This is a genomic window from Levilactobacillus sp. HBUAS70063 (assembly GCF_038374745.1).
Taxonomy (GTDB): Bacteria; Bacillota; Bacilli; order Lactobacillales; family Lactobacillaceae; genus Levilactobacillus.
In genome coordinates, this window is record NZ_JBANSM010000004.1 from 284,318 (window position 1) to 309,588 (window position 25,271).

Annotated in this window: 21 protein-coding genes, 1 CRISPR repeat array and 2 other annotated features; all 21 genes read left to right on the top strand. The window is 52.8% G+C overall.

Features of this window, described 5'->3' with window-relative positions; genetic code table 11:
* Nucleotides 1-15: 15 nt before the first annotated feature.
* The 21 genes from thiI to V8I28_RS08280 all read left to right on the top strand — a co-directional run bounded on the left by thiI (nucleotide 16) and on the right by V8I28_RS08280 (nucleotide 25,254).
* A complete protein-coding gene (gene thiI, locus V8I28_RS08180) occupies nucleotides 16-1,233 on the top strand; it encodes a tRNA uracil 4-sulfurtransferase ThiI (RefSeq protein ID WP_341779625.1) in 1,218 nt (405 codons plus the stop codon).
* Nucleotides 1,234-1,388: 155 nt separating this feature from the next.
* A CRISPR array of direct repeats spans nucleotides 1,389-1,845; the repeat unit is 30 nt; unit sequence GTATTCCCCACAGGTGTGGGGGTGATCCTT.
* Nucleotides 1,846-2,019: 174 nt separating this feature from the next.
* A complete protein-coding gene (locus V8I28_RS08185; RefSeq protein ID WP_341779626.1) occupies nucleotides 2,020-2,529 on the top strand; it encodes a thiol peroxidase in 510 nt (169 codons plus the stop codon).
* 21 nt (nucleotides 2,530-2,550) lie between these two features.
* Nucleotides 2,551-2,764, top strand: a binding site (T-box leader).
* A 69-nt stretch (nucleotides 2,765-2,833) separates the two neighbouring features.
* Entirely contained in the window at nucleotides 2,834-5,500 is a 2,667-nt protein-coding gene (locus V8I28_RS08190; RefSeq protein ID WP_341779627.1) for a valine--tRNA ligase, read from the top strand.
* Between the two features lie 429 nt (nucleotides 5,501-5,929).
* Entirely contained in the window at nucleotides 5,930-7,249 is a 1,320-nt protein-coding gene (locus V8I28_RS08195) for a bifunctional folylpolyglutamate synthase/dihydrofolate synthase (RefSeq protein WP_341779628.1), read from the top strand.
* Between the two features lie 44 nt (nucleotides 7,250-7,293).
* Nucleotides 7,294-7,959 carry a JAB domain-containing protein gene (locus V8I28_RS08200; RefSeq protein WP_341779629.1) on the top strand — a complete coding sequence of 222 codons (666 nt, stop codon included), beginning with the start codon at nucleotides 7,294-7,296 and terminating at the stop codon, nucleotides 7,957-7,959.
* Between the two features lie 152 nt (nucleotides 7,960-8,111).
* Nucleotides 8,112-9,116: a rod shape-determining protein gene (locus V8I28_RS08205; protein WP_057733437.1), complete on the top strand. Its 1,005-nt coding sequence runs from the start codon at nucleotides 8,112-8,114 to the stop codon at nucleotides 9,114-9,116.
* A gap of 84 nt (nucleotides 9,117-9,200) precedes the next feature.
* Complete coding sequence (mreC, locus tag V8I28_RS08210) at nucleotides 9,201-10,052, top strand: rod shape-determining protein MreC (RefSeq protein ID WP_341779630.1); 852 nt, start codon at nucleotides 9,201-9,203, stop codon at nucleotides 10,050-10,052.
* Between the two features lie 12 nt (nucleotides 10,053-10,064).
* Complete coding sequence (mreD, locus tag V8I28_RS08215; protein ID WP_341779631.1) at nucleotides 10,065-10,586, top strand: rod shape-determining protein MreD; 522 nt, start codon at nucleotides 10,065-10,067, stop codon at nucleotides 10,584-10,586.
* A gap of 18 nt (nucleotides 10,587-10,604) precedes the next feature.
* A complete protein-coding gene (locus V8I28_RS08220) occupies nucleotides 10,605-11,276 on the top strand; it encodes a septum site-determining protein MinC (RefSeq protein WP_341779632.1) in 672 nt (223 codons plus the stop codon).
* Between the two features lies 1 nt (nucleotide 11,277).
* Nucleotides 11,278-12,084, top strand: a complete 807-nt coding sequence (minD, locus tag V8I28_RS08225; protein WP_233669814.1) for a septum site-determining protein MinD — start codon at nucleotides 11,278-11,280, stop codon at nucleotides 12,082-12,084.
* Nucleotides 12,085-12,179: 95 nt separating this feature from the next.
* Nucleotides 12,180-12,407 (top strand) — a binding site (T-box leader).
* 170 nt (nucleotides 12,408-12,577) lie between these two features.
* Nucleotides 12,578-13,219 carry an amino acid ABC transporter permease gene (locus tag V8I28_RS08230; RefSeq protein ID WP_057733620.1) on the top strand — a complete coding sequence of 214 codons (642 nt, stop codon included), beginning with the start codon at nucleotides 12,578-12,580 and terminating at the stop codon, nucleotides 13,217-13,219.
* Between the two features lie 18 nt (nucleotides 13,220-13,237).
* Complete coding sequence (locus V8I28_RS08235; protein ID WP_341779633.1) at nucleotides 13,238-13,873, top strand: amino acid ABC transporter ATP-binding protein; 636 nt, start codon at nucleotides 13,238-13,240, stop codon at nucleotides 13,871-13,873.
* Between the two features lie 14 nt (nucleotides 13,874-13,887).
* A complete protein-coding gene (locus V8I28_RS08240; protein WP_341779634.1) occupies nucleotides 13,888-14,742 on the top strand; it encodes an amino acid ABC transporter substrate-binding protein in 855 nt (284 codons plus the stop codon).
* 555 nt (nucleotides 14,743-15,297) lie between these two features.
* Nucleotides 15,298-16,578, top strand: coding sequence for an EF-P 5-aminopentanol modification-associated protein YfmF (yfmF, locus tag V8I28_RS08245; RefSeq protein WP_341779635.1), 1,281 nt, complete (start codon nucleotides 15,298-15,300; stop codon nucleotides 16,576-16,578).
* On the top strand, nucleotides 16,571-17,857 hold the full coding sequence (gene yfmH, locus V8I28_RS08250) for an EF-P 5-aminopentanol modification-associated protein YfmH (RefSeq protein WP_341779708.1): 1,287 nt from the start codon (nucleotides 16,571-16,573) through the stop codon (nucleotides 17,855-17,857). The genes yfmF and yfmH overlap by 8 nt, the downstream gene beginning before the upstream one ends.
* 112 nt (nucleotides 17,858-17,969) lie before the next feature.
* Nucleotides 17,970-18,899 (top strand): helix-turn-helix domain-containing protein, encoded by a 930-nt coding sequence (locus tag V8I28_RS08255; RefSeq protein ID WP_341779636.1) that lies wholly within the window; start codon nucleotides 17,970-17,972, stop codon nucleotides 18,897-18,899.
* A gap of 70 nt (nucleotides 18,900-18,969) precedes the next feature.
* Nucleotides 18,970-19,557 carry a CDP-diacylglycerol--glycerol-3-phosphate 3-phosphatidyltransferase gene (pgsA, locus tag V8I28_RS08260; protein ID WP_341779637.1) on the top strand — a complete coding sequence of 196 codons (588 nt, stop codon included), beginning with the start codon at nucleotides 18,970-18,972 and terminating at the stop codon, nucleotides 19,555-19,557.
* Nucleotides 19,558-20,001: 444 nt separating this feature from the next.
* A complete protein-coding gene (locus tag V8I28_RS08265; RefSeq protein WP_341779638.1) occupies nucleotides 20,002-21,252 on the top strand; it encodes a competence/damage-inducible protein A in 1,251 nt (416 codons plus the stop codon).
* Between the two features lie 90 nt (nucleotides 21,253-21,342).
* A complete protein-coding gene (gene recA / locus V8I28_RS08270) occupies nucleotides 21,343-22,461 on the top strand; it encodes a recombinase RecA (RefSeq protein WP_341779639.1) in 1,119 nt (372 codons plus the stop codon).
* Nucleotides 22,462-22,715: 254 nt separating this feature from the next.
* Nucleotides 22,716-24,275: a ribonuclease Y gene (gene rny / locus V8I28_RS08275; RefSeq protein WP_341779640.1), complete on the top strand. Its 1,560-nt coding sequence runs from the start codon at nucleotides 22,716-22,718 to the stop codon at nucleotides 24,273-24,275.
* Between the two features lie 184 nt (nucleotides 24,276-24,459).
* Nucleotides 24,460-25,254, top strand: coding sequence for a TIGR00282 family metallophosphoesterase (locus tag V8I28_RS08280; protein WP_341779641.1), 795 nt, complete (start codon nucleotides 24,460-24,462; stop codon nucleotides 25,252-25,254).
* Nucleotides 25,255-25,271 lie beyond the last annotated feature (17 nt).

A 25,271-nucleotide genomic window follows, 5' to 3' on the forward strand; every position in this document is an offset into this window, starting at 1 on the left:
GAAAGGGGTCGCGCAATGGAATACAGTGAAATTATGGTCCGTTACGGCGAGCTGTCGACGAAGGGGAAAAACAAGAAAGACTTCATCAAACAGCTGGGCCAAAACGTACGTAAAGCACTCAGCACCTTTGACGACATTGAAGTCAAAGCGCAACATGACCGGTTGCACGTTACCTTAAACGGCGCGGATTCGGACGCCGTCATGAACCGCCTGAAGGGTGTTTTCGGTATCGAAAACTTCTCGCCTTCGGTTAAGGTTGAAAAAGATATTGACCAGATCAAGGAAACGGCCGTGGCAATGGTTAAGGAAGCCTTTAAACCGGGCATGACCTTCAAAATCAACACGCGGCGGCAAGACAAGGAATTTCAGTATGACACGTACCAGATGAACGAAATCCTCGGGAGTACGATTTTAGAAAACGTTCCTGGCTTGACCGTTCAAATGAAGCATCCCGACCTGGAACTTCGGGTCGAAGTGCGGATGAACGGGGTCTTCCTGTCCGGCGAAACCATCCAAGGTGCCGGCGGGTTGCCCGTGGGTACCGGGGGTAAGGCTGTCATGATGCTCTCTGGTGGAATTGACTCACCGGTCGCTTCATACTACGCGTTACGCCGGGGCGTCAAGATTGATATGATCCACTTCTACAGTCCGCCATACACGTCCGAACAGGCTTTGGCCAAGGCCAAGGAATTGACGGCGCGGCTGGCCGGGTACTCGGGCGGTATCCAGTTCATCCAGGTACCGTTTGCCAAGATTCAGGAGACCATCAAGGAAAAGGTGCCCGAGGGTTACCTGATGACCGTGCAACGGCGGATGATGTTGCGGCTGACGGCGGCTATCGCCGAGATGCGTCATGCCAAGGGGATCTTTAACGGAGAATCCCTGGGTCAAGTGGCTTCGCAGACGCTGGAAAGTATGGCGGCCATCAATGATGTGACGTCAATGCCAATCCTGCGGCCACTGCTGTCCATGGACAAGACGGAAATCATCAAGGTTGCCGAAGACATCGACACCTACGATCTCTCCATCTTGCCATACGAGGACTGCTGTACCATCTTCACGCCACCGGCACCCAAGACGCATCCGAGCTTGGAAAAGTCCCGGAAGTACGAGGGCTACATTGACGTGGACGGCTTGATGAAGGAAGCCCTGGACGGCATCGTCATTTCTGACATTCGCCCTGGGGACAATTACCTGAATCAAAACGAAGACGTTTTCGCTGAGTTATTGTAATTAAAATGAGGTCCAGGTGGGATGACTGCCTGGGCTTTTTTGCGCGGCGTTTTGATTGAGAATTAGAAGGAGATAGGGTATGCTGAGATAGACAAACTAACTAAAACTTGGGTGTTGGCGAAAATGAAATGCCGGTCTGACGGGACTTGTTTAGTGTATTCCCCACAGGTGTGGGGGTGATCCCCAGTTAACTTCACCACCCCACGTTTCCTGTTTGTATTCCCCACAGGTGTGGGGGTGATCCTATCGAGCGCCAAGTAACCTTGTTTCTTCGAGGGTATTCCCCACAGGTGTGGGGGTGATCCTATAGGCAATGTTCCGAATGTGCGCATTATTCGGTATTCCCCACAGGTGTGGGGGTGATCCTTATACCGGAATGGCTTGGAATACGTTAGAGACGTATTCCCCACAGGTGTGGGGGTGATCCTTGTTTGTTTGACGAATGTGGATAAATACCCTAGTATTCCCCACAGGTGTGGGGGTGATCCTTTCTCCGGCGCCAGCACGGCGACATCCTTGAAGTATTCCCCACAGATGTGGGAGTGATCCTGGCCGAGCGACAGGGTAGCCAGCGCCACCAACGTATTCCCCACAGGTGTGGGGGTGCTCCTACAGTAGGCTGGTCAACCGATACCCCACCTGAGTATTCCCCACAGACGTAGGGACGACTCACTCAGAGTTTTTCACGATTTTATGGCAAAACACTTGTCATTGCCCCCAGAGTTGCGCGATAATTGAAGCAACTAATCGGTGAGAACCGATAAACAACTGAAGGGGTTGATCTGCGTGGAAGTCACACGACTCGGCGATACATTCTCTTTATCTGGTACGTTGCCAGAAGTAGGAGATCAGTTACCAAAGTTTAAGGTATTCGATCAGGAAAATAAGAAGGTCAAGACGGCTAACCTCATTGGCAAAGTGACCTTGATTAGCGTTGTTCCAGACTTGGATACACCAGTATGCACGATCCAAACGCGAAAGTTCACCCAGCAGGCGGATCACTATCCAGATGCCCGTTTTGCAACGATTTCAAACAACTCGATTGCCGAACAGACAGGATGGTGTGCGGCCCAGGGCGTTGAAAACATCGACTTGTTGTCAGACGAAGAATTGTCGTTTGGCTACGAGATGGGCTTGTACGTCCCAAACTTAGGTAACTTGGCGCGGTCAATTTGGATCATCGATGATACCGGCAAGATTGTTTACCGGCAGATTGTGACCGAACAATCCGATGAGCCCAATTACTTGGAAGCCATCGATGCCTTGGAAAAACTCGTCCCACGTGTTGACCTTTAAGCTAAAGTTGCGTAAACTGTGAAAGTAGCGTTGAGCAAGTCAGTAGCGTGAGAATGTCTGTTCTAGAGAGCCGGAGGTGCTGGAAACCGGTGAGACACTCACGTGAACGTAGCTTGTGAGCTGCCGGGCTGAACCGTAAGTAAGCCCGGACCGGAGCACTCTCCGTTAACAAAGAAGTTAAGTGGGGCATAAACGCCCAATTTAGGTGGTACCGCGAAGACTCTTCGTCCTAATTTTTAGGATGAGGCGTCTTTTTTTCGCCCAATGCGTTAGCTTCTCCCAGTCAAGAAAGGAATTGATTTACATGGCAGACAAGCAAGTTGATATGCCGACCAAGTACGATCCGACCGCCGTTGAAGCGGGTCGTTATCAGACTTGGCTCGATGAAGATGTTTTCAAACCCAGTGGCGATAAGAAAGCCACCCCGTATTCCATCGTTTTACCGCCACCAAACGTTACCGGTAAGTTGCACTTAGGTCACGCCTGGGATACGACTTTACAAGACATGATCATTCGCCAGAAGCGGATGCAGGGCTTCGATACACTCTGGGTTCCCGGCATGGACCACGCCGGCATCGCCACGCAGGCCAAGGTGGAAGCCCGGTTGCGCGAACAGGGCATTACCCGTTACGATCTCGGCCGCGAGAAGTTCGTCGACAAGGTTTGGGAATGGAAGGACGAATACGCCGCTACCATCCACAAGCAGTGGGCCAAGATGGGGCTGTCCATGGACTACTCCCGTGAACGGTTCACGTTGGACGATGGGTTATCCGATGCCGTCAAGAAGGTCTTCGTTGCCCTCTACAAGAAGGGCCTCATCTACCGCGGCGAATACATCATCAACTGGGACCCGCAAGCCCGGACCGCCTTATCCGATATCGAAGTGATTCACAAGGACGACAAAGGGGCCTTCTACCATGTGAAGTACCCGTTTGCCAACCCTGAAGATACCTTCAATGGCAAACACTACATTGAGATTGCTACCACCCGTCCGGAAACCATGATGGGGGATACCGCCGTGGCCGTGAACCCCGACGACGACCGATACAAGGACTTGGTCGGCAAGAAGGTGGTTCTGCCACTGGCTAACCGTGAGATTCCGATCATCGCCGACCAATACGTCGACATCAACTTCGGAACCGGGATGGTTAAGATTACGCCAGCCCACGACCCAAATGACTTCTTAGTCGGAAACCGGCACAATTTGGAACGGATCAACACCATGAACGAAGATGCCTCGATGAACGACAAGGCCGGCAAGTACGCCGGGATGGACCGTTTCGACGCGCGGAAGGCCATGGTTGCGGACCTAGACGACCAAGGGTTGCTGCTAAAGGTGGACCCCATCGTCCATTCCGTTGGGCATTCCGAACGGACCGGCGTTCAAGTCGAAGCTCGGCTGTCCACGCAATGGTTCGTGAAGATGAAGCCACTCGCCGAAGCCGCCATCAAGAACCAAGCGGGCGACGACGCGGTTGATTTCGTCCCCGAACGTTTCGAACACACCTTCACCCAATGGATGGAAAACGTCCACGACTGGGTTATCTCACGGCAACTCTGGTGGGGTCACCGGATTCCGGCCTGGTACAATAAGAAGACCGGCGAAGTCTACGTTAACGAAGAAGCACCGAAGGATATCGAAAACTGGGAACAAGATCCCGATGTCTTGGACACCTGGTTCTCCAGTGCCCTGTGGCCATTCTCCACGATGGGTTGGCCAAATGAAGACAGCGCCGACTTCAAGCGCTACTTCCCAACCGACACATTGGTTACGGGTTACGACATCATCTTCTTCTGGGTTTCCCGGATGATCTTCCAAAGCCTCGAATTTACAGGCAAGCGGCCGTTTAAGCACGTGCTCTTGCATGGCTTAATCCGGGCCGAAGACGGTCGGAAGATGAGCAAGTCCCTGGGTAACGGAATCGACCCCATGGACGTCATCGACAAGTACGGTGCCGACGCCCTGCGGTGGTTCCTGTCCACGGGTTCCACTGCCGGCCAAGATGTCCGGTTCAGCTACGACAAGATGGATGCAGCCTGGAACTTCATCAACAAGATTTGGAACGCCAGCCGTTTCGTCATCATGAACTTGGGCGAGAACACACAGCCGGTGGTTCCAGCCGCCGACAAGTGGGATTTGACCGACAAATGGATTTTGAGTCGGTTGAATGACACGGTCAAGCACGTGACGGAAATGTTTGACAAGTTCGAGTTCGGTGAAGCCGGTCGTTCCCTGTACAACTTCATCTGGAACGACTTCTGTGACTGGTACATCGAAATGAGTAAGGAAGTTCTGACGGGCGACGATGCGGCGGCCAAGGCCACCAAGCAAGACATGTTGGCCTACGTTCTGGATCAAACCTTGCGTTTACTCCAACCGATTATGCCATTCGTCACCGAAGCCATCTGGCAGGCCATGCCGCATGACGGGCAATCACTGGTCACGGCGGCTTACCCAGTCGACCACCCAGAATTCGACAACGCCACGGCGGAAAGCGATATGACTAGCTTGATCGACCTGATTAAGGCCGTGCGGAACGTTCGGGCCGAAGCCAACGCGCCAATGTCCACGCCAATTGATCTGCAAATTAAGACCAGTGACGCGAACTTACAACGCGTGTTCGAGACCAACCGCGACTACATCGACCGGTTCGTTCACCCGAAGGACTTCGAAATCGGCGCGGATGTTGTGGCACCTAAACTGGCCATGACCGCCGTCATCACCGGTGCCGAAGTTTCCGTTCCGTTGGCCGAATTGGTTGACCTGAACGATGAAGCCGCACGTTTGGACAAAGAAGTCGCCAAGTACACGTCGGAAGTCCAACGGGCCGCCAAGAAGCTGAGTAATGAGCGCTTCGTGGCCAACGCGCCGGAAGATGTGGTTAACGCCGAACGCGAAAAGCAAACGGATAACCAAAAGAAACTAGAGGCCACGCAACAACGGCTAGCAGACATCAAGGCCCAACTTTAGGCCAAGTGTCAGCGATTCATACCAATCACCATTCCTGAAACGGGGATGGTGATTTTTTTTAAGCCTCTACTTAGAACTAATGTAAAATTCGGCCATTTTGTTGCAAGATTTGTTGGAAGCTTAAACTTTCTTAAACAGTCAGTTAAAGGTTAACCGTAAAACTAACGCGATGATTCCCGGAGCCCTTCTGTCCATTAGAATTAGTGAAACCAGAGGCCTACGCCAGTCAGGGATATGGGGGAGACACCGCCAGCCTGAGGAGACGGTTTTCCGGTTTGCCCACCGCGTTTCACCCCATATTTGGTGAACGGTAAGGCGCCGGTGATGGCACTCGTCAACATTAATTGGCCGATAGGGAAGAACCCTTTCGCCGTTCGCCACAAAATCTGCTACACTAAGAGGCAGTGACGCACGCGGGAGGTTTTTATTTTGGTAGAAACGTATGCCGAAGCCCTGCAGTTCATCCACGGTCGCGACCGGTTCAAGAAGAAGCCGACTCTCGATAGGATGCGGCAGTTCATGCACATCTTGGGTGACCCGCAGGCAGAGTTAAACATGATTCACGTTGCCGGCACCAATGGCAAGGGGTCCACGGTGGCCTTCTTACGAGACCTGTTCATGGCCGAGGGGCAGACGGTGGGGACGTTCACCTCGCCTTTTATCACCCGGTTCAATGAACGGATTAGTACCGATGGGCAGCCCATTAGCGACACCGATTTGGTCGCCATGGTCAACCGGATTCAGCCCGTGGTGGCCCGGTTGGACCGGGAGCTAGCCGAAGAGGGGCCGACGGAATTTGAAATCGATACGGCGTTGATGTTTTGTTATTTCGCCAGCCACCCCGTAGACATCGTGATTGTTGAAGTGGGGCTGGGCGGCCTCTACGACTCGACCAACATCATTACCCCGGCCGTGTCGGTGATTACCACCATTGGGATGGATCACATGAAGATCTTGGGTGATACGATTCCCAAGATTGCCGCACAGAAGGCCGGAATCATCAAGCCCGGTGTGCCGGTAGTCTGCGGTCGTTTGACGCCCGAAGCCCTGGCCGTGATGGATCAGACGGCGACTGCCCAGCACACGGACGTCAGGGCGTTGGGTCGCGACTTTAAGGTCAAAAGTCAACCGGAACCCGGCTGGGGCGAGCGGTTCGCCTACAATTGGGGCGACCATCGCTGGCGACACCTAGAGATTGACCTGCTGGGCCAGTATCAGATTGACAACGCGGCCACGGCTCTCACGGCCTTCATCACGTACCATCAGCTGCGTCAGTTGCCGCTCAAGATGAGCGAGGTTCGCGCGGGCCTGAAGCATACCGCGTGGCCCGGGCGGTTCGAACGGTTGACGGAAGATCCGGTGATCGCGATTGACGGGGCCCACAACGAACCTGCCATGGTGGAAATGGCCCAGCTGTTGCGGCAACACTTTGCCCAGCATGATATCTACATCATTCTGGCGGTCTTGGCAGATAAGCAGTATCAACAGATGATTCGCACACTGCTGACGGTGCGCAACGTCCACGTCATCGTGACCCAATTTCAGGGACCGGGCAAGCGTGCGGCCGCTACGCCACAGGCCTTGGAGGACGCCGTGACCTCGCACAAACGCGTGACCACGGCCGACGATTGGCCGAGTGCCTTGAAGCAGGCCCTAGCCAACGTTTCGGCGGATGATTTGGTCCTGCTGACGGGCTCGCTTTACTTTATTTCGGAAGTTCGGCAGTATTTTAAGGATGCGGACGCGTAAATGTGCTCTTTTTGCGGAGTTAATCCGTAAGGGAGCTGAGAGAGATGCAACGACAAAGAGTGACGAGCGCCAATGAGCGTGAATTAGTGGGGCGGGTCTTGCGACACCTGGGGTTGCCGGTAGCGGTGGAAGTCGAGCGGTTCTTTCGATATTTCCGCCGGGTCGCCGATCTGCGTTATGCCAGTCAATTACAGTGCCAACGCTACGTCGGGGGTCAGAGTGCCCGCCGCGCCCTGTTGACGGCCATTGAACTGGGCCGGTGGGTGCAACGCGCGCCCCGTCAGCTATACGGCGAGGTCATGGCCAGTAGTCAGATTGGGGAGCTTCTCATGGACGACCTACGCTATGCCCCTCAGGAGCGGCTGGAGGTCCTGGCCTTAGATGCCAAACACCAAGTCATCGACCGCCAGACCGTCTTCGTGGGGACGTTGGATAGTTGTCCTGTCCATCCCCGCGAAATCTTTCGTCTGGCCGTGATGACCGGTGCGGCGGCGCTCGTGGTCGCCCACAACCACCCCAGCGGCTTAGCGGAGCCGTCGCCGAATGATCTCCAGTTCATGCGGCGGTTGGCGCAGTGCGGCCGGTTAATGGGGATTCCGGTGCTGGATGGCTTTGTGATTGGTTTGCACACTTACTTTAGTCTGCGTGAGGCCGGGATTTTACCCCTAAAACAGGGGGCAAATAAGTCAGAAGGTTTAAAATCTGATTAAAATCGGTTTTACCTATTTCTTTCTCGTTAAAAGTTCGGTATTCTTGACATTGACGACGTGTTCTCACGTAGATAGGTATGTTATAATACGTCTATCAATGAATAAGACAAAAAACTATAAATATTTTGTTGACAATGAAGGGATGAAACACAGTGTTCGGATTAGGAACGAAAAATATTGGAATCGATCTTGGTACCGCCAATACGATTGTGTACGTTGACGGTAAAGGAATCGTTCTACGCGAACCTTCTGTTGTCGCCAAGAACACAAAGTCTGGGGAAATTGTGTCCGTTGGTGAAGACGCTCGTGCAATGATTGGTCGGACGCCGGCTAGTATCGTTGCCATTCGGCCCATGAAAGATGGGGTTATTGCGGATTACGATACGACCGTTGCCATGATGAAGTATTTCATCGAAAAGACGGTTGGCAAGTCCAGCGGTAAGCCTTACGTGATGGTTTGTGTGCCAAGCGGTGTAACGGAAGTTGAAAAGCGGGCGGTCATTGACGCGACCCGTGTTGCTGGTGCTCGTGACGCCTACGTCATCGAAGAACCATTTGCTGCAGCCATTGGTGCCGGGTTGCCCGTCATGGACCCAACCGGTAGCATGGTCGTAGATATGGGTGGGGGAACCACCGATGTCGCCACGATTTCTCTGGGAGGGATCGTTTCTAGTCGTTCTATCCGGGTTGCCGGTGATAAGTTGGACGATGCGATTGCGACTTACGTGCGGTCCAACTTCAACCTGTTGATTGGTGAACGGACAGCTGAAAAGCTCAAGATGGACATTGGTTCCGCTTCGGTGGAAGAAGCCGACAAGATCGAGGGTGCCACGATTCGTGGCCGTGACTTGGTCTCTGGCTTGCCCAAGGCCGTTGAAGTCTCGGCGGTTGACGTGGCCAAAGCCATTCAAGAACCCGTTCAAGACGTCATTACAGCCATCAAAGAAACCTTAGAAGAAACTTCACCAGAAATCGCCGCCGACGTGATCGATCACGGCATCGTGCTGACTGGTGGGGGCGCCTTACTCAAGAACCTATCGGAAGTCATTGCCGATGCAACCAAAGTCCCAGTTTCCATCGCCAACGATCCGTTGGATTGTGTGGCAGCTGGTACCGGTGAATCATTAAAGAGTATCGATGTCATGAAGAAAAAATAGGGACTAGCGGGAAGGCAGCTTCCCGCTTCTTTATTGTGACGCCAGTGACGAACCGGTTGCTGGTGAACAAGATGGAGGTCAAACATGCAAAAATTTTCTTTCAATCGGCGACTCGTCATTATCATTGTCTGCTTGATTGTTAGCTTTGCTTTGATGACGGTGTCCGTAGCTATTCGTAACAAGAAATCCACGCCACCACTGATTCAACAGTTCGGTAACGATATTGTTGGGCTGGCCGACCGGGTTGTCGCTTTACCTGCGAATGGCTTGCGTGGGTCGGTTAGTTCTATTTCAGAATTGTTGAACACGTATCAGGAAAACCAACAATTGAAGAAGCAGGTGAGTGAACTCGCCCAGACCAAGGTGCGGGATCAAACCTTAGCTAAGGAAAACAAGCAGCTTAAACAAGAAATCAAGTTGAATGATTCGCTGACCGACTACACGGCGATTACCGCCGCAGTGATCACGCGGACGCCTTCGTCTTGGCAAAACCAAGTCGTCATCAACAAGGGATCTTCGGCGGGCGTGGTGAAGAATATGCCCGTCATGTCTGGTTCCGGTCTGGTTGGCCGAGTGGCCGAAGTGAACAAGACCAATTCCAAGGTGGAACTCATTACCGATAACAACGATTCCGCTAACCGATTCGCGGTGTCCATCACCACGAAGTCCGGCAAGACGGTCAATGGGGTCTTGAGTGGCTATAAGTCCGATACCGGACAGATTACCATGAACAATTTGACCACGAAGTCGAAGATTAGTAAGGGCGACAAGGTCGTTACGAGTGGTCTCGGCGGCGTGACGCCGAAGGGCCTGTTCGTGGGGACTGTTGCCAAGTCGGTCGGTGACGACTACGGGCTGTCAACCAAGCTCTACATCACGCCGGCAACGGATTTAAGCGACCTGAACATTGTGACGGTTGCGGTTACGAAACAATAAGGGGGCTAAGGCGTGTATCGATTATCTAAAATGCGTTTTGGTTTCCCAATTGGTCTATTCTTGATGTTATTTCTGGATGGCAGTATCAGCCAAGTCTTTAGTGTCCATCTGTTTAATACGCCATCCGTCATGGTTAGTCACTTAGTGGTGCTCTGGTTGGTTTGCGGCGTCTTGTTTGAGGAGACCATGCCGATGCCACTGGCGAAATGGGCTATCGCGGCGGGAATTGTCTTTGATCTCTACTATACCGGGATCTTTGGCGTCTACGTCTTCGTCTTCCCGCTCGTGGTCTACGTCACCCGGGTGATCGTGAAATACATTAGTCCCAATTTTTTGAGTGGACTGTTAATCTACTTTATTGATATCACCATCGTTGAAGCATTGAGCTTTGTCGCCAGTCGGGTCGTCCACATGACGGCCATGTCTGGTAGCGCGTTTTTGGTTAATACGTTGGGCCCCACGTTGGCGTTAAATCTCGCCATGTTCGTGGTCTTATATTTTCCAATTCGTGCGGTGTATAATTGGTTAAAATAGGTGAAGGGAACGAACGCTATGCAAGCTGCCGTATTACGGGGAACGCAGAACGGCTATGATTTGGTGCTCAAACAATCGGCAAGCATGGACCAAATCTTAGCTGATCTAAGAGCATTATTGGAAAATCTAAATGTCGATCCCAAGGCCATGGAAACCGCGAAAGTCTCGCTGGACGTCCTGACCGAGGATCGGATTTTAACAGCCGATGAAAAATCACAGATCGAACAACTGGTAGGCAACTACCCGCGTTTTGAAATCCATAAAATTGCGGCCAACGTCATGACCATTGCTGATGCCATTCAGTTGCGTGAGCGCGAGAACGTTCACCTGCTGAGTAAGGTTATCCGCAACGGTCAGGACGTGACAATGCAAGGGGATGTCCTGTTTTTGGGCACCGTTCATGAGGGTGGTAAGCTCTGCACAACCGGGAACATCTTCTCAATGGGTAACGTGAGCGGCATCTTGCAGGCGGGCTATCCCGACGATGAATCCAAACTGATTATGGGAAATCTTGCGACCGCGCAACAGGTCAGAATTGCCGAACAGTTTGACATTATCGAATCCGACCAAGTGTCCGATTCTAGCCAAACCATTGCTTACGTCAACGACCTCCACGTGTTGTCGTACGGTAAGCTCAGCGCGTTAAAGAAGATCAACCCGAAATTGTACAACCGGATTGGAGGAATTTAGAATGGGAAAAGCAATTGTGATCACCTCTGGTAAGGGTGGTGTGGGTAAAACCACGACTAGTGCCAACATTGGGACGGCGCTTGCCTTGATGGGGAAGCGGGTGTGCCTGATGGACCTGGATATTGGCCTGCGGAACTTAGACGTTGTCCTGGGATTGGACAACCGAATCATTTACGACATTGTCGATGTGGCGAGTGGCCGGGCGAAATTACCCCAAGCGTTAGTTAAGGACAAGCGCTTTGACGATAAGCTTTACCTGTTACCTGCCGCGCAAAACACGGACAAGACGGCCCTACAACCCGACCAAGTCAAGGCGATTGTGGACGAACTGAAGCCGGAATACGACTACGTCTTGATCGACTGTCCCGCCGGAATCGAACAGGGCTTCATGAACGCCGTTGCCGGTGCGGACGCCGCGATTGTGGTCACGACGCCCGAAATCTCGGCCGTGCGGGATGCCGATCGGGTCGTGGGCTTGTTGGAACAACATCCCTTGACGGAAGCCCCACGCCTGCTGATTAACCGGATTCGCCGGAACATGATGCAGGATGGCTCCATGATGGATATCGATGAGATTACCCATCATCTGGGGATTGAATTGCTGGGCATCATTGTCGATGACGATGCCGTCATTTCAACGTCCAACCAGGGGGAACCTATCGTGATGGATGCCGACAATGCGGCCTCACAAGGCTATCGTAACGTGGCCCGGCGCCTAGAGGGCGAGACGGTCCCGTTGATGAAGCTGGAAGATCAGGAGCCGGATGGGTTCTGGCACAAGGTCAGCAGTTGGTTCCACCGCGGATAAGCCATTGGCGGTGAACCCATCAAGCGAATTTTCAGGAAATTTGCCAATAGGCCTTGACGTTTGTGAAAATTAAAAGTAGTATGTTGTCAATGAAACGAAAAACGTTGAACAGAAGAGTAGGTTGACGCAGTACCGACAGAAAGCCCGGTTGATGGAAACGGGTGGTCTGGTTAAACCGAAACACATCTGTGAGTTGGTCGTCTGAAGGAAGTAGGATGATCCGGGTTAGCCCGTTACAGCTGGAGTTGCTTGCAACTCGCCGAGGCTCAGTCAGTGATGGCTGAACAAACTAGAGGTGGAACCACGATGTGATCGTCCTCTTAGGCCCAGTTAGGGTCTAAGAGGACTTTTTTATTTTCATGGGATTGCGAGGAACTCCGTGAGTCGGTGTGGCGTGAGCTCACCGAAGACATGAGGTGGCACCGCGTGATTACGCCCTCTTGAGAGAAATCTCAAGAGGGCTTTTTTTAGTTAAAGAAGGAGGAGAATTGTTATGCACTATGTTAGTCAGATTTTACCATCACTGATTTCCGGTACCGGAATGACGTTATCCATATTCTTTTGGACCTTAATCATTTCCGTTCCGTTAGGGATTCTGGTCGGGTTAGGCATGATTACCCGGTTTAAACCCTTAACGTGGTTGATTAACATCTACGTTTGGTTGATGCGAGGAACCCCACTGTTATTGCAATTAATTTTCGTTTTCTACGGGTTACCCATCATCGGGATTGTCTTCAACCGTTACGATGCGGCGCTCTTCGCCTTCATCCTGAACTATACGGCGTACTTCGCGGAGATCTTCCGGGGCGGCCTGCAAGCCATCCCCGTGGGTCAGTATGAAAGTGCCCGGGTACTGCGGTTGACCAAGTGGCAAACGCTACGTAAGATTGTGATTCCACAAGTGGTCAAGATTGTGCTCCCGTCCATCGGCAACGAAGTCATTAACTTGGTTAAGGATTCCTCGTTGGTCTACGTCATCGGGTTAGGCGACCTGTTGCGTGCCGGGAACGTGGCCATGGCCAGAGACGTGACGCTGGTACCAATGTTACTGGTCGGCGTCATCTACTTACTGTTGACGGCCGTCTGCACGTTGGTCTTGAAGCGGTTGGAAAAGCACTACAGCTACTGGCGTTAGAGAAAGGATGGTTGACTCATGTTAGAACTTAAAGGAATTACGAAAAAATTTGATGGTAAAACCATCTTGGACGGCGTTGATTTGACGGTCAACGATGGCCAGATCTTGACGATTGTCGGGCCTTCCGGGGCCGGCAAGACCACATTACTGCGGTGCATTAGCGGGCTTGAAATGGTCGATGGCGGTCAGTTCCTATTGGACGGTCAGCCCTTCGATCCCGCCACGAACCGGGATAATGATGCTGTGATTGGGGTGGTCTTCCAGGACTTCCAATTATTCCCCAACCTCACCGTTTTACAAAATGTGGTGCTGGCCCCGACGATGGTCTTGAAGAAACCCAAGGCGGACGCCGAAAAGGAAGCCCGTACCTTACTGGAACGGCTGAACTTAGGCGGCAAGGCCGATCTGTTCCCTTACGAACTCTCCGGTGGGCAGAAACAACGGGTTGCCATCGTGAGAGCCTTGGCCATGCACCCCAAGTTGTTGTGCTATGATGAACCAACCTCGGCGCTGGACCCAGACCTGCGTAAAGAAGTGGAAGAGATTATTTTAAAACTCAAGGACGAAGGCATGACGCAGATTGTGGTGACCCACGATATGCCGTTTGCCGAATCCATTGCCGATCAGATGTTACGGGTTGAACCAAAAGAGTAGGGAGGCACCGCACCATGAAATTTAGAAAAATGCGCGTGATTGCGCTAGCCCTGCTCGTGGTCGGGTTAACCCTGACGTTGGCCGGCTGTGGCGAAAACGTCACCCAGCGGGCCAATACGCAGGACACGTGGTCAACGATTCAGAAGAAAAAGAAGGTCGTCATTGGCCTGGACGATAGCTTTGTGCCGATGGGCTTCCGCGAGAAGAGTGGGAAGCTGGTGGGCTACGACATCGACTTGGCCAGAGCCGTCTTTAAACAGTACGGCATCAAGGTAGACTTCCAATCCATCGACTGGAACATGAACGTCACGGAGCTGCATAACGGGACGATCGATTTGATTTGGAACGGATTCTCCATCACACCTCAGCGGTCGAAGCAGGTGGCCTTATCGGATACCTATCTCAATAACGACCAGGTGTTGGTCACGCTGAAGAAGAACCATATCACTTCGTATCAGGATATGACGGGGAAGGTGTTGGGCGCGCAAACCGGGTCATCCGGCGCCAACGATATCGACACGTACCCCAAGCTGTTGAAGAATCGGATTAAAAATCACGAGGCTGTGACTTACGATTCCTTCACCAACGCCTTCATCGACCTAAACGTGGGCCGGATCAAGGGGCTCCTAATCGATAGCACCTACGCCAACTATTACATCAAGCACCAGGCTCACCCTGAAAACTATCGGGTGACCGTGGGTAGCTTCCCCAAGGAAAAATTTGCCGTGGGGATGCGTAAGGGCGATGTGACCCTGCGCAAGAAGATTAACGCCGGGCTGAAGAAGCTCGCCGCCGATGGTCAGCTACAAAAGATTAATGAAAAATGGTTCGGTAGCAACGTGGATACGCCGCTGCTGAAGAATAAGTAAGATTGGGAAACTCGAGGCTTCGGTCGCGAGTTTTTTAAGTGTTGTGGCTGTAGGGTTAGTTTGGCTGTTAGCTAAGGAATGGGTAGCAAAAGGTCGCAAATTTGGTGGCCTTGGGTAGAACTGAAAGAATTGTTGATTAAAGCGGCTAATGTTGTGGGTGTTACTTGCGGGGTGAAGTGGCTTGTTAGGGATAAGCCAATCGCAGCCGTGAGTGAAGCAAAATATGAGCTCAGCCGTGGGATTATCTGACCGACGTTGGTCGGTCAGATAATGGCGACTTGGAAACGCCGGTTTGTGGCGGTTCCAAGCGAGGAGAAAGACCGCTTCTCAGGCTTTCTCCGGTCCTGCCCACCGCGATCCAGCTCATATTTTGCGAACGGCAAGGCGGCCAGTCCACGCAATATTGCAGTGCTGGTTCCAATCATTAATCTTAGCAAGTATTTGGCCACGATCGGGTGGTTGCCAACAATTCTCCGCGGTCGTTGCTTGTATTTGAGGCGCGGTTCCTTTAGAATTAAACACCGATTAGTATTTTGCTAGAGGAGGCAATTGCGCGTGCACTTTCGCATAAAAGACGGGGTAACCTTGGACTTGTTGCCCACAAAACAATTTAAAACGATCGGGATTAAGGTCGACTTCGTGGCGCCACTACAGGCCACGGCGATCACGGCCCGTGCGCTATTGGCTCAGGTCTTGGAGACCAGCACGGCGGCTTATCCCACTCAGACCGCACTGGCCCGCGAGTTGTCGCGGTTGTACGGCGCTAGCTTCGGGATTAGCGTGTTGAAGCTAGGGACTAAGCACGTCATTCGCTTGACGTGTTCACTGGTTGACGAACAGTATCTCGATAATTTCGGCGATCAACAGGCCCTATTCGATCAGGGAATGGCGTTGCTAAAAGAAGTGCTATTCGCGCCCTTACTGCCCAACGGGAACTTTGATCCCACGACCTTCACCCAGCAACGGCAGAACCTGCTGACGGCGATTAAATCACTAGACGATGACAAACAATACCTGGCCAACCGCCGACTTCAGGAGCTGCTCTTCACGGGACAGCCCACCCAGGCGATGAGTGCCTTGGGTGATATTCACGTGTTAAATGACCTGTCGGCGACCGATATCTTGGGGACTTACCACGAGATGTTGGCTCACGACGCCGTCCACGTGGCGGTGGTCGGGGATGTCGACGAGCAACGCGCCAAGGCGGCGATGGCCGATTGGCCGTTAGCCGATCGCGCGGTTGAGGCGGATTCACCGTACTATCGCTGGTCGTTACGCGACCACGTTCAGGTCGGCGATGATGAGGCGCCGGTGGTTCAAGCCAAGTTGAATTTGGCTTACCAACTCCCCATTTATCGCGATGACCCGGACTTCATGGCGGCCGTGGTCTTTAACGCGGCCTTCGGGGGAACACCGCTCTCACTGTTATTTACCAACGTGCGGGAGAAGGCTAGTCTGGCCTACTACGCCAGCAGCGGATACAGTCCCTTTACCGGGACGCTGAGCGTTCAGACGGGGATTCAAGCGGAAAATCAACAGCGCGTCGAGGCCATCATTGCCGAGCAATTGGCCGCCGTTCAACGCGGCGAGCTGTCCGAAAAATTATTGGCGGAAGTTAAGGCAAGCCTGTTGAACGCTCGGCTGGCGGCGCTGGACAGTCCGCAACGGCGATTGACGGGATTGTTAAATACCCAATTGACCCACCTGCACGAACCGTTAGCGGCTTGGCAGGAAAAATTAGCGAAAATTACCGTTGCCGATGTGACGCGGGTGGCCCAGCAGGTCACGCTGCAAGCAACGTATTGTTTACATGGAGGTGTGCAGGGTGCTGAATAAAAAGACGTATGACCGGTTAGGCGAAACGGTTTACCAGGCGACCTTAACCAATGGGCTAAAGGTTCTGATGGTGCCCAAGGCGGGTTTCCATAAAACCTTTGCGATTATGACCACCGATTACGGTGCCATGGACAATGAATTCGTGCCGCGCGGTCAGCAACAGCCCGTTCGTTTCCCGGATGGGATTGCCCACTTCCTGGAACACAAGCTATTTGAGAAGAAGGACCATGACGCCTTTGACTTATTTGGTAAATATGGGGCCAGTGCCAATGCCTTCACGGGCTTCACGCAGACCAGTTACTTATTTGCCACGACCAGCCACCTCAAGGAGAACCTGGAGATCTTACTCGACTTCGTCCAGGACCCGTACTTTACGCCGGCCACGGTTAATAAGGAAAAGGGTATCATCGGCCAAGAAATTCAAATGTATGATGACGATCCGGGATGGCAGAGCTACTTTGGCATGATTGGTCACCTGTACCCCAAGGAACCCCTGCACATCGACATTGCGGGGACGGTGGACTCCATCGATCGGATTACGGCCGATGACCTGTACGCGGCCTACAACACCTTCTATCACCCTAGCAATATGAGCTTGGTAATCGTCGGCCAACTCGATCCGGAGGAGACCTTGGCGTGGATTACGGCCAATCAAGATGCCAAGACCTTTGCGCCCAACGAACCGATCACCCGCGTGCCGTCGCCGCAGGCTAAACCCGCAGACATCGTCGCCGATTCCACGCGGCAACTCACGGTTTCGCGGCCCAAGGTTAGCATTGGCCTGCGCGGCTTTGACACGGTGCCCGCCGGTCGGGATGGTCTGCGCTACAGCGTGGCCGTGTCGTTGATGTTTGACCTGCTATTTAATGATACCAGCGATAACTATCTACGGCTGTACGATGCCAACGTGATTGACGACAGCTTCGGCTACGACTTCCAGGTCCAGCGAGGGGCGCACTTTGCCCAGTTGGCCGGGGATACCGATCGACCGGAACAGTTCGCCAATGAATTATCCGCTATCTTAGCGGATGCGCCGGCGCAATTGGCGGCCGCTAAGCCGCAATTCGACCTAGTTAAACGCGAAGCCGTGGGCCGCATCGTGGGGGCAATCAACTCGGTCGAGGGGATTGCCAACCAATACGACGGGCCACTGTTTGATGGCGCAACTATTTTCGATGAACTAACTATTTTGGAGCAATTAAGTTTTGACGAGCTGTTGGCCGCCGCACGGGACTTCTTGGCCCAAAGTCGGCAAACGGTCTACACGATTCTGCCGTAACCGGAGATTAAGAAACCGTTAAATCATGAATTCTGGGGCCTGTCGCTGAAAATGAGGGAGCGCCTATGCTATACTGCTAGTAGAGAAATTTTGAACAGGTGGAGAATTAAAAATGAGTGAAAACAAAATAACATTGGGGAAAACACTGCGCGATGCCCGGATTGCTAAGGGTTTCACGTTGGACGACTTGCAACAAACGACCAAGATTCAGAAGCGTTACCTCATTGCGATTGAGGATCAAAACTTCGATGAACTCCCGGGGGACTTCTACGTCCGGGCCTTTATTAAGCAGTACGCGGACATGGTCGATCTGGATGGGGCTGAACTATTAAAGCAATTTGATAGTGCCCTGCCAAGTACGCAGACACAAGAATATGTTGATAAGGTTAACGAAAACAACCCGGAGACCCGTTCGCAGCAACGGAAGGTCGATGACCGGTACGTGAAGCTTCGGCGGACGATTCCCGTGATTGGCATCGTGATTGTGGTGCTGGTCGTGTTGGTCGGTATCTGGGTCGCGGCTTCCCGTAATGGAAGTAGCACCAAGAAGGATAACGTCGACAGCAGTTCGGTCAGCGTTTCCGGTAGTTCTAACAAGTCTTCTAGCAGTAGCTCATCGAAGTCAAGTAGCACGTCTTCGAAGTCTTCTTCCAAGAAGAAAGTGGCCAGCTTCAAGCAACTGAGCACGACGTCTTCCGGCTCAACTTGGGAAATGAAGAATGCTTCATCTAAGCCGAAGGTGGCGCTGTCCGCTAGCACCAGTGCCTGGGTAGCCGTTACGGTTAATGGCGCCACGAGTTGGCAAGGAACGCTGTCGTCATCCACGTCACACACGATGACGATTCCTAGCTCCGCCACGAGTGTGACCTTCAAGTTTGGGAACGCGCCAGATACGAAGGTGAAGGTTGACGGCAAGACGTTTGACTTCACGTCCGCCACTGCCACCAGCACCGCTTCAAGTAGCAGTACCTCTGGCACCACGACGAGTTCAAGTACCACGACCACGAGTCAGGTTCAGACGGTGACACTAGAATTTAAATAATGGAAAAGCGGGTCGGTCCGTGGCGACCGATGCGCTTTTTTCGTGAGATATGTTTAAGGAGGAAATGTTCGTGAATGTTCCAAATCGCTTAACCATTGTGCGGATCATCTTGATTCCAGTTTTCTTACTGCTCTTAGTCGTCCCCTTGAATTGGGGCAACGTGGTGTGGCTGGGCACCACGATTCCGGTCACGCAAATCTGGGGGGCCATCGTCTTTGCGGCGGCGTCCATCACCGACTTTTTGGATGGCCAAATCGCGCGGCGACAACACTTGGTCACAAATTTCGGGAAGTTTGCCGACCCATTGGCGGATAAAATGATTGTCATGACGGCCTTTATCTTATTAGTGGATATGGGCGCCGTTCCCGCCTGGGGCGTGGCCATCATCGTCTGCCGGGAATTGGCCGTGACCGGTTTACGGCTGATTGTGGTTGAGACGGGGGGCCGAGTTTTGGCCGCCGCTTGGCCGGGGAAGATTAAGACCACAACGCAGATGGTGGGGATTATCCTCTTACTCTTGAACAACATTGGTTTTGGGACCATTCACATTCCGATGGCTTTGATTTTCTTCTACATCTGCCTGTTCTTCACGATCTACTCGGGAATCGACTACTTCGTGCAAAACCGGCAAGTCTTTGCGGATTCTTCCGCCGAATAGGATTAGCAATAACCCCCGTGCCTTTGGTGACGGGGGTTATCTGGCTTCTCAAGTAGAAATGGGGATTCGAATGGTCAGCGTTTGCGGGCATTCAGTGGTATGCTGGAACCTACAATGACTTATTTTTGTGGTGTTCACTACCTTAGCCGTGAGTGAAGCCAAATTTGGTTTCAGCTGTGGGACTTTCCAAGTGGATGACTTGAAAGATGGCGACTTGGCGACGTCACTTTTTGGTTTGAAGCGAGGGAAAAGACAGGACTTGGGCTTTTTCTGTCCTGCCCACCGCGTTTCTGGCCAAATCTGGTGAACAACCGGGCGGCTAACCCAAACCAGTCTGCAATCCCAAGACTAAGTTTGAGATTGCGAGCAAAGAAATTAAAATTTTAACGAAAAAACATGGCGATTTTACGGAGTTAAGTAAAGGCGCCTTTCAGGAGGGGTAACATGCAAGCGGAAATTATTGCGGTCGGTACGGAAATCTTGCTGGGACAAGTAGTTGATACGAACTCGGCCTATATCGCCCAGGGCCTGGCGGACGCCGGGATTGAGGTGTACTACCATTCGCTGGTGGGAGACAATGCCGGCCGGTTGACGGCGGTGGTCAATCAGGCGCGATCGCGGAGTGATTTGGTCGTGATTAGTGGCGGCCTCGGTCCCACCAAAGACGATCTGACCAAGCAGACGGTCGCCCAGCTATTAGGGGTGAAGTTGGTAGAGGACGAACCGGCGATGGCAAAGATTCAGCAACACTTCGCGACGACCGGGCAAAAATTGACCCCTAACAATCGCTTACAGGCACTTTATCTCGCGGGGAGTGAACGGCTCCAGAATGCGACGGGAATGGCCGTAGGGTCCTTCTATCGCGATCCTAACGGGGCAGATTTGATGCTGTTACCCGGTCCGCCGAGTGAGTTGGAGCCGATGTTTGAGAACGAAGCCTTACCCCGACTGAAGGCCGCCTATAATCGGCAAGAATTTCTTGTTTCACGGGTGCTCCGTTTCTTCGGAATTGGGGAAGCAGAGCTGGTCACGCAGCTAGCCGATTTGATTGACCAGCAGACGAATCCGACCATTGCGCCCTATGCGAAGGTCAACGAGGTGACGCTGCGGTTAACGGCCACGGCCCAGTCCACGGCGGCCGGCAATCGTCTGTTGGATCAGATGACGGCCACCATTCAAAGTCGTGTGGGGGACTACCTGTACGGCTTCGGCGATGATAACAGTCTGGCCCAAGTCGTGGTGAAGACGCTGATCGACCGACAGTTGACGATTACGGCGGCCGAGAGTCTTACGGCCGGCAAATTTCAGAGTACCCTAGGGGATGTGCCGGGCGTTTCGGCCGTTTTTCCTGGAGGCTTTGTGACCTACGCCAACGCGGCCAAACACGACCTGCTAGGTGTTCCCCAGAACGTGATTGACACGGATGGGGTGGTGAGTGCGGCCACGGCCAGGGAAATGGCTGAACGCTCCCGGCAGAAGCTGGATACGGACTTTGCGTTGAGCTTTACCGGGGTGGCCGGTCCCGATGCGTTAGAAGGTCAGCCGGCGGGCACCGTCTGGTTGGGCTTGGCCCAGCGGCAACAGGCCCCGCAGGCCAAGTTGCTACACTTGACCGGCAACCGGGCCAAAATCCGTGAGCGCGCCGTGATGCAGGCCTTAGATTGGTTACGCCGGGTTTTAGTGGCCCAAAAATAAAGGGGAACTTTTGTTCTCTTTTTGCTTGCTTTTTAGAACATAAATCGGTATAGTGTTACTTGAAATGTAACGCACCTAAGGAGGATTTAGATGGCTGACGAACGACAAGCGGCGCTGGATAAGGCGCTTAAGAAAATTGAAAAAGACTTTGGTAAGGGCTCCATCATGCGGTTAGGTGACAACACCAACATGCAGGTGGAGACGGTCCCTTCTGGCTCGTTAGCCCTCGATGTGGCTTTGGGAGTTGGCGGTTATCCGCGCGGACGAATCGTTGAAATTTACGGCCCTGAATCTTCAGGGAAGACCACGGTGGCCTTACACGCGGTGGCTGAAGTGCAGAAGCGTGGCGGTACCGCGGCTTACATCGATGCCGAAAACGCCTTGGACCCCGCCTACGCAACGGCCCTAGGGGTAGATATTGACAGTCTGCTGCTCTCCCAACCAGATACGGGGGAACAAGGTTTGGAAATTGCCGATGCCCTGATTTCTAGTGGTGCCGTTGACATTGTTGTCGTGGATTCCGTGGCGGCATTGGTCCCACGGGCCGAAATCGAAGGCGAAATGGGTGACGCCCACGTGGGGTTACAAGCCCGGATGATGTCGCAGGCCTTACGGAAGCTCTCCGGAACCATTAACAAGACCAAGACGATTGCCCTGTTCATTAACCAAATTCGGGAAAAAGTTGGGGTTATGTTTGGTAACCCCGAAACCACCCCTGGTGGTCGGGCCCTGAAGTTCTATGCTACGGTGCGCCTAGAAGTACGCCGGGCCGAACAGATTAAGGACGGTACCGATGTCATCGGGAACCGGACGCGTATCAAGGTCGTTAAGAACAAGGTGGCTTCACCATTCAAGCGGGCCGAAGTCGATATCATGTACGGTCAAGGGATTTCGCAGACCGGGGAACTCCTGGATATGGCCGTTGAAAAGGACATCGTGGATAAGAGCGGGTCTTGGTACTCTTATGGCGAAGACCGAATTGGTCAGGGTCGGGAGAATGCCAAGCAGTACTTGGCCGATCATCCCGATATGATGGCCGAGGTCAATGCCCGGGTTCGGACGGCTTACGGTGTCAATGTCGATGGCGATGAGACACCGGAGAGCAAGAAGCCGGAGAATGCCAAGGACGAAGCTAAAACAAAAAAAGAGGGCAAAAAGCCCAGTACACAACAAAGTGAATTAATTCCGAATAAGCCGCAAGGCAAGTAGGAAGTCGGCTTGAAGGGTTATCTTCAAGCCTTTTTCATTGCGCAAAAAGTCGTCTGAAGCGGCGAAGTTAGCGGTCATTGCGAGACTTCAGAAGCGTTGGCGGGCTTCACCGTGAATTTGGTGGGGGATTCCGAGGAGTTTAGTTGACAGCGTTGATGGCAACCATTAAAATTGAAGTTGCGTCAGTTATCATATCAACATCTTGAAAAGTCTGATTTTAAATTAGTCATTTTTGATGATGCGGAGGTGGAATCATGAGTGTTCCAATTATAATCCTCGCAATCATCGCTATCGTTGTTGGTGTCGTGGGCGGTTATTACTATCGTAAGTCGGTCTACGAACGCAAGCTAGATGCTGCCAAGTTCACCGCTCAAGGTGTCTTGGCCGAAGCCAAAAAGCAAGCTGAGACTGCTACCAAAGAGGCGCTGTTAGAGGCCAAAGAGGACAGTCACAAGTATCGTGCGGAAGTCGAACAGGAGCTGAAAGAACGACGTGCCGAAGTTCAGAAGCAAGAAGATCGCTTGATTCAACGGGAAGAAACGCTGGACCGGAAAGACAACTCTCTGGAAAAACGCGAGAATTCGTTGAACCGCCGAGACAAGAAGCTTAGTGGTGAAGAACAGAATTTAGCTAAGAAACAGCAACAAGCAGACTCACTGATTGAAAAACGGCAGGAGGCAGTGGAAACCGTCGCCGCCTTATCCCAGGAAGATGCACGGGACCTGATTATTTCAGAGGCCAAAACGGCTCTGGCGGGTGAACGCGCAAAGATGATCAAGGAAAGCGAAGAGTCAGCCCGCAAGACGGCCGAGGCCAATGCCAAGGACCTGATTGTGTCAGCGATTCAACGGAGTGCCGCCGACATGGTGACGGAAACCACAATTTCTGTAGTGACGTTACCTAATGACGACATGAAGGGTCGGATCATCGGTCGTGAAGGCCGCAACATTCGGACCCTCGAAACGTTGACCGGTATTGATTTAATTATCGATGATACGCCGGAAGCTGTCGTCTTGAGTGGCTTTGACCCCTTACGGCGAGAAGTTGCCAAGATTGCCTTGGAGAAGTTGATTCAAGACGGCCGGATTCATCCGGCTCGGATTGAGGAAATGGTGGCCAAAGCCAAGAAAGAACTGGACGAACACGTTCGGGAGCTTGGTGAGCAGACAACGTTTGACCTCGGGATTCATTCGATGCATCCCGAGTTAATCAAGCTGGTCGGCCGCTTGAATTTCCGAATTTCTCATGGGCAGAACGCTTTAGCCCATTCAATTGAGGTTGCCAAGATCACTGGGGTCTTAGCCGCTGAACTCGGTGAGGATGTTACGTTAGCAAAACGTGCAGGATTATTACATGATATTGGCCGCGCCGCTGAACACGAGGATGATAGTTCTTACATTGCGACCGGGATGGAACTTGCGAAGAAGTATCGTGAGAGCCCCGTTGTGGTAAACGCTATTGCCGCTCAAGCGGATGAAACGGCGCCGCAGTCTGTGATTGCGGAACTGGTGGGGACCGCCGATTTGATTTCGGCAACCCGGCCAGGCGCACGCTCTGATTCTCTGGAAAGTTACATCCACCGCTTAGATAAGTTAGAAACGATTGCCAACGCCTTCGACGGGGTTGACCACAGTTTTGCCATCCAAGCTGGACGTGAAGTGAGAGTCATCGTGCGGCCAGATAAGATTTCCGATACGGATGCCGTTGTCTTGGCACGAGACATTAAGAAACAGATTGAGGGCGACTTGGATTATCCAGGTCACGTCAAAGTTTCCGTCATTCGGGAAGTCCGGTCAGTTGAATATGCAAAATAAGTCAGAGAAGCTAGGCCAAGTTGGTCCTAGCTTTTTTACGTCACTGACCGCAAATCCATGGTAAAATAGACCGTATGTAAATTTGAAAATTGAAGCAAACTGCGCGGTGAAACGCCAGTCTAAAAAATAATCGGCACTGCCGGTCAATTGCGGGCCCACGGGGGTCACAGATAGGGGAACGAAGATGCGTATTCTTTTTGTTGGTGATGTTGTTGGAAATATTGGTGTGGACATGATTCACGAGTACCTGCCACAGCTCAAGCGAGATTTAAAGCCACAGGTCACCATTGTCAACGGGGAAAATTCGACCCCCGTTGGCCGCGGCATTAGCCAAAAGATTTACAAGCAACTCTTGAAAGACGGGGCGGACGTGGTCACCATGGGGAATCATACCTGGGACAACGCCGAGCTCTATGACTTCATCGGGGGGGCCAATCGCCTGGTGCGGCCGGCGAACTTCCCGGGCGATACGCCGGGACAGGGCTGGACGAAGGTGAAGGTTAATCAACAGGTCTTGGCCGTGGTCAACTTGCAGGGGCGGGTCTTCATGAATCCGATGGACGATCCGTTTGCCTTGATGCAGGACTTACTGCCGGAGCTGAACACCGACTTTGTCTTCGTCGACTTTCACGCCGAGACCACCAGCGAGAAACGGGCCTTTGCCATGCGTTACGACGGGCAGCTGTCGGCCGTGGTGGGCACGCACACCCACGTTCAGACCAGCGATGCGCAGGTCCTCAAGCACGGGACGGCCTTCTTGACCGAAGCGGGCATGACCGGCCCGGCCGACAGTGTGTTGGGGATGCAGGCGGATAGCGTGATTGAACGCTTTGAAAATCAGCGACCCACGCGTTACACGGTTCAGGAGAAGGGGGCGGGCCTGTTGTCCGGTTGTGTTATCGATCTCAACGATAAGACCGGCCACGCCTCACGCATTCACCCCATCCTGATTAGCCCGCAACACCCCTACCAAAGTTAATTTTTTTGTGAAGTGAA

Bases quoted from the DNA above. Each gene is read 5' to 3' on its own strand.
- thiI (WP_341779625.1), top strand. From the start codon at position 16: ATGGAATACAGTGAAATTATGGTCCGTTACGGCGAGCTGTCGACGAAG.
- V8I28_RS08200 (WP_341779629.1), top strand. From the start codon at position 7,294: ATGCAACGACAAAGAGTGACGAGCGCCAATGAGCGTGAATTAGTGGGG.
- V8I28_RS08240 (WP_341779634.1), top strand. From the start codon at position 13,888: ATGAAATTTAGAAAAATGCGCGTGATTGCGCTAGCCCTGCTCGTGGTC.
- V8I28_RS08235 (WP_341779633.1), top strand. From the start codon at position 13,238: ATGTTAGAACTTAAAGGAATTACGAAAAAATTTGATGGTAAAACCATC.
- mreC (WP_341779630.1), top strand. From the start codon at position 9,201: ATGCAAAAATTTTCTTTCAATCGGCGACTCGTCATTATCATTGTCTGC.
- V8I28_RS08220 (WP_341779632.1), top strand. From the start codon at position 10,605: ATGCAAGCTGCCGTATTACGGGGAACGCAGAACGGCTATGATTTGGTG.
- V8I28_RS08255 (WP_341779636.1), top strand. From the start codon at position 17,970: ATGAGTGAAAACAAAATAACATTGGGGAAAACACTGCGCGATGCCCGG.
- rny (WP_341779640.1), top strand. From the start codon at position 22,716: ATGAGTGTTCCAATTATAATCCTCGCAATCATCGCTATCGTTGTTGGT.
- V8I28_RS08190 (WP_341779627.1), top strand. From the start codon at position 2,834: ATGGCAGACAAGCAAGTTGATATGCCGACCAAGTACGATCCGACCGCC.
- V8I28_RS08280 (WP_341779641.1), top strand. From the start codon at position 24,460: ATGCGTATTCTTTTTGTTGGTGATGTTGTTGGAAATATTGGTGTGGAC.
- V8I28_RS08265 (WP_341779638.1), top strand. From the start codon at position 20,002: ATGCAAGCGGAAATTATTGCGGTCGGTACGGAAATCTTGCTGGGACAA.
- minD (WP_233669814.1), top strand. From the start codon at position 11,278: ATGGGAAAAGCAATTGTGATCACCTCTGGTAAGGGTGGTGTGGGTAAA.
- V8I28_RS08230 (WP_057733620.1), top strand. From the start codon at position 12,578: ATGCACTATGTTAGTCAGATTTTACCATCACTGATTTCCGGTACCGGA.
- recA (WP_341779639.1), top strand. From the start codon at position 21,343: ATGGCTGACGAACGACAAGCGGCGCTGGATAAGGCGCTTAAGAAAATT.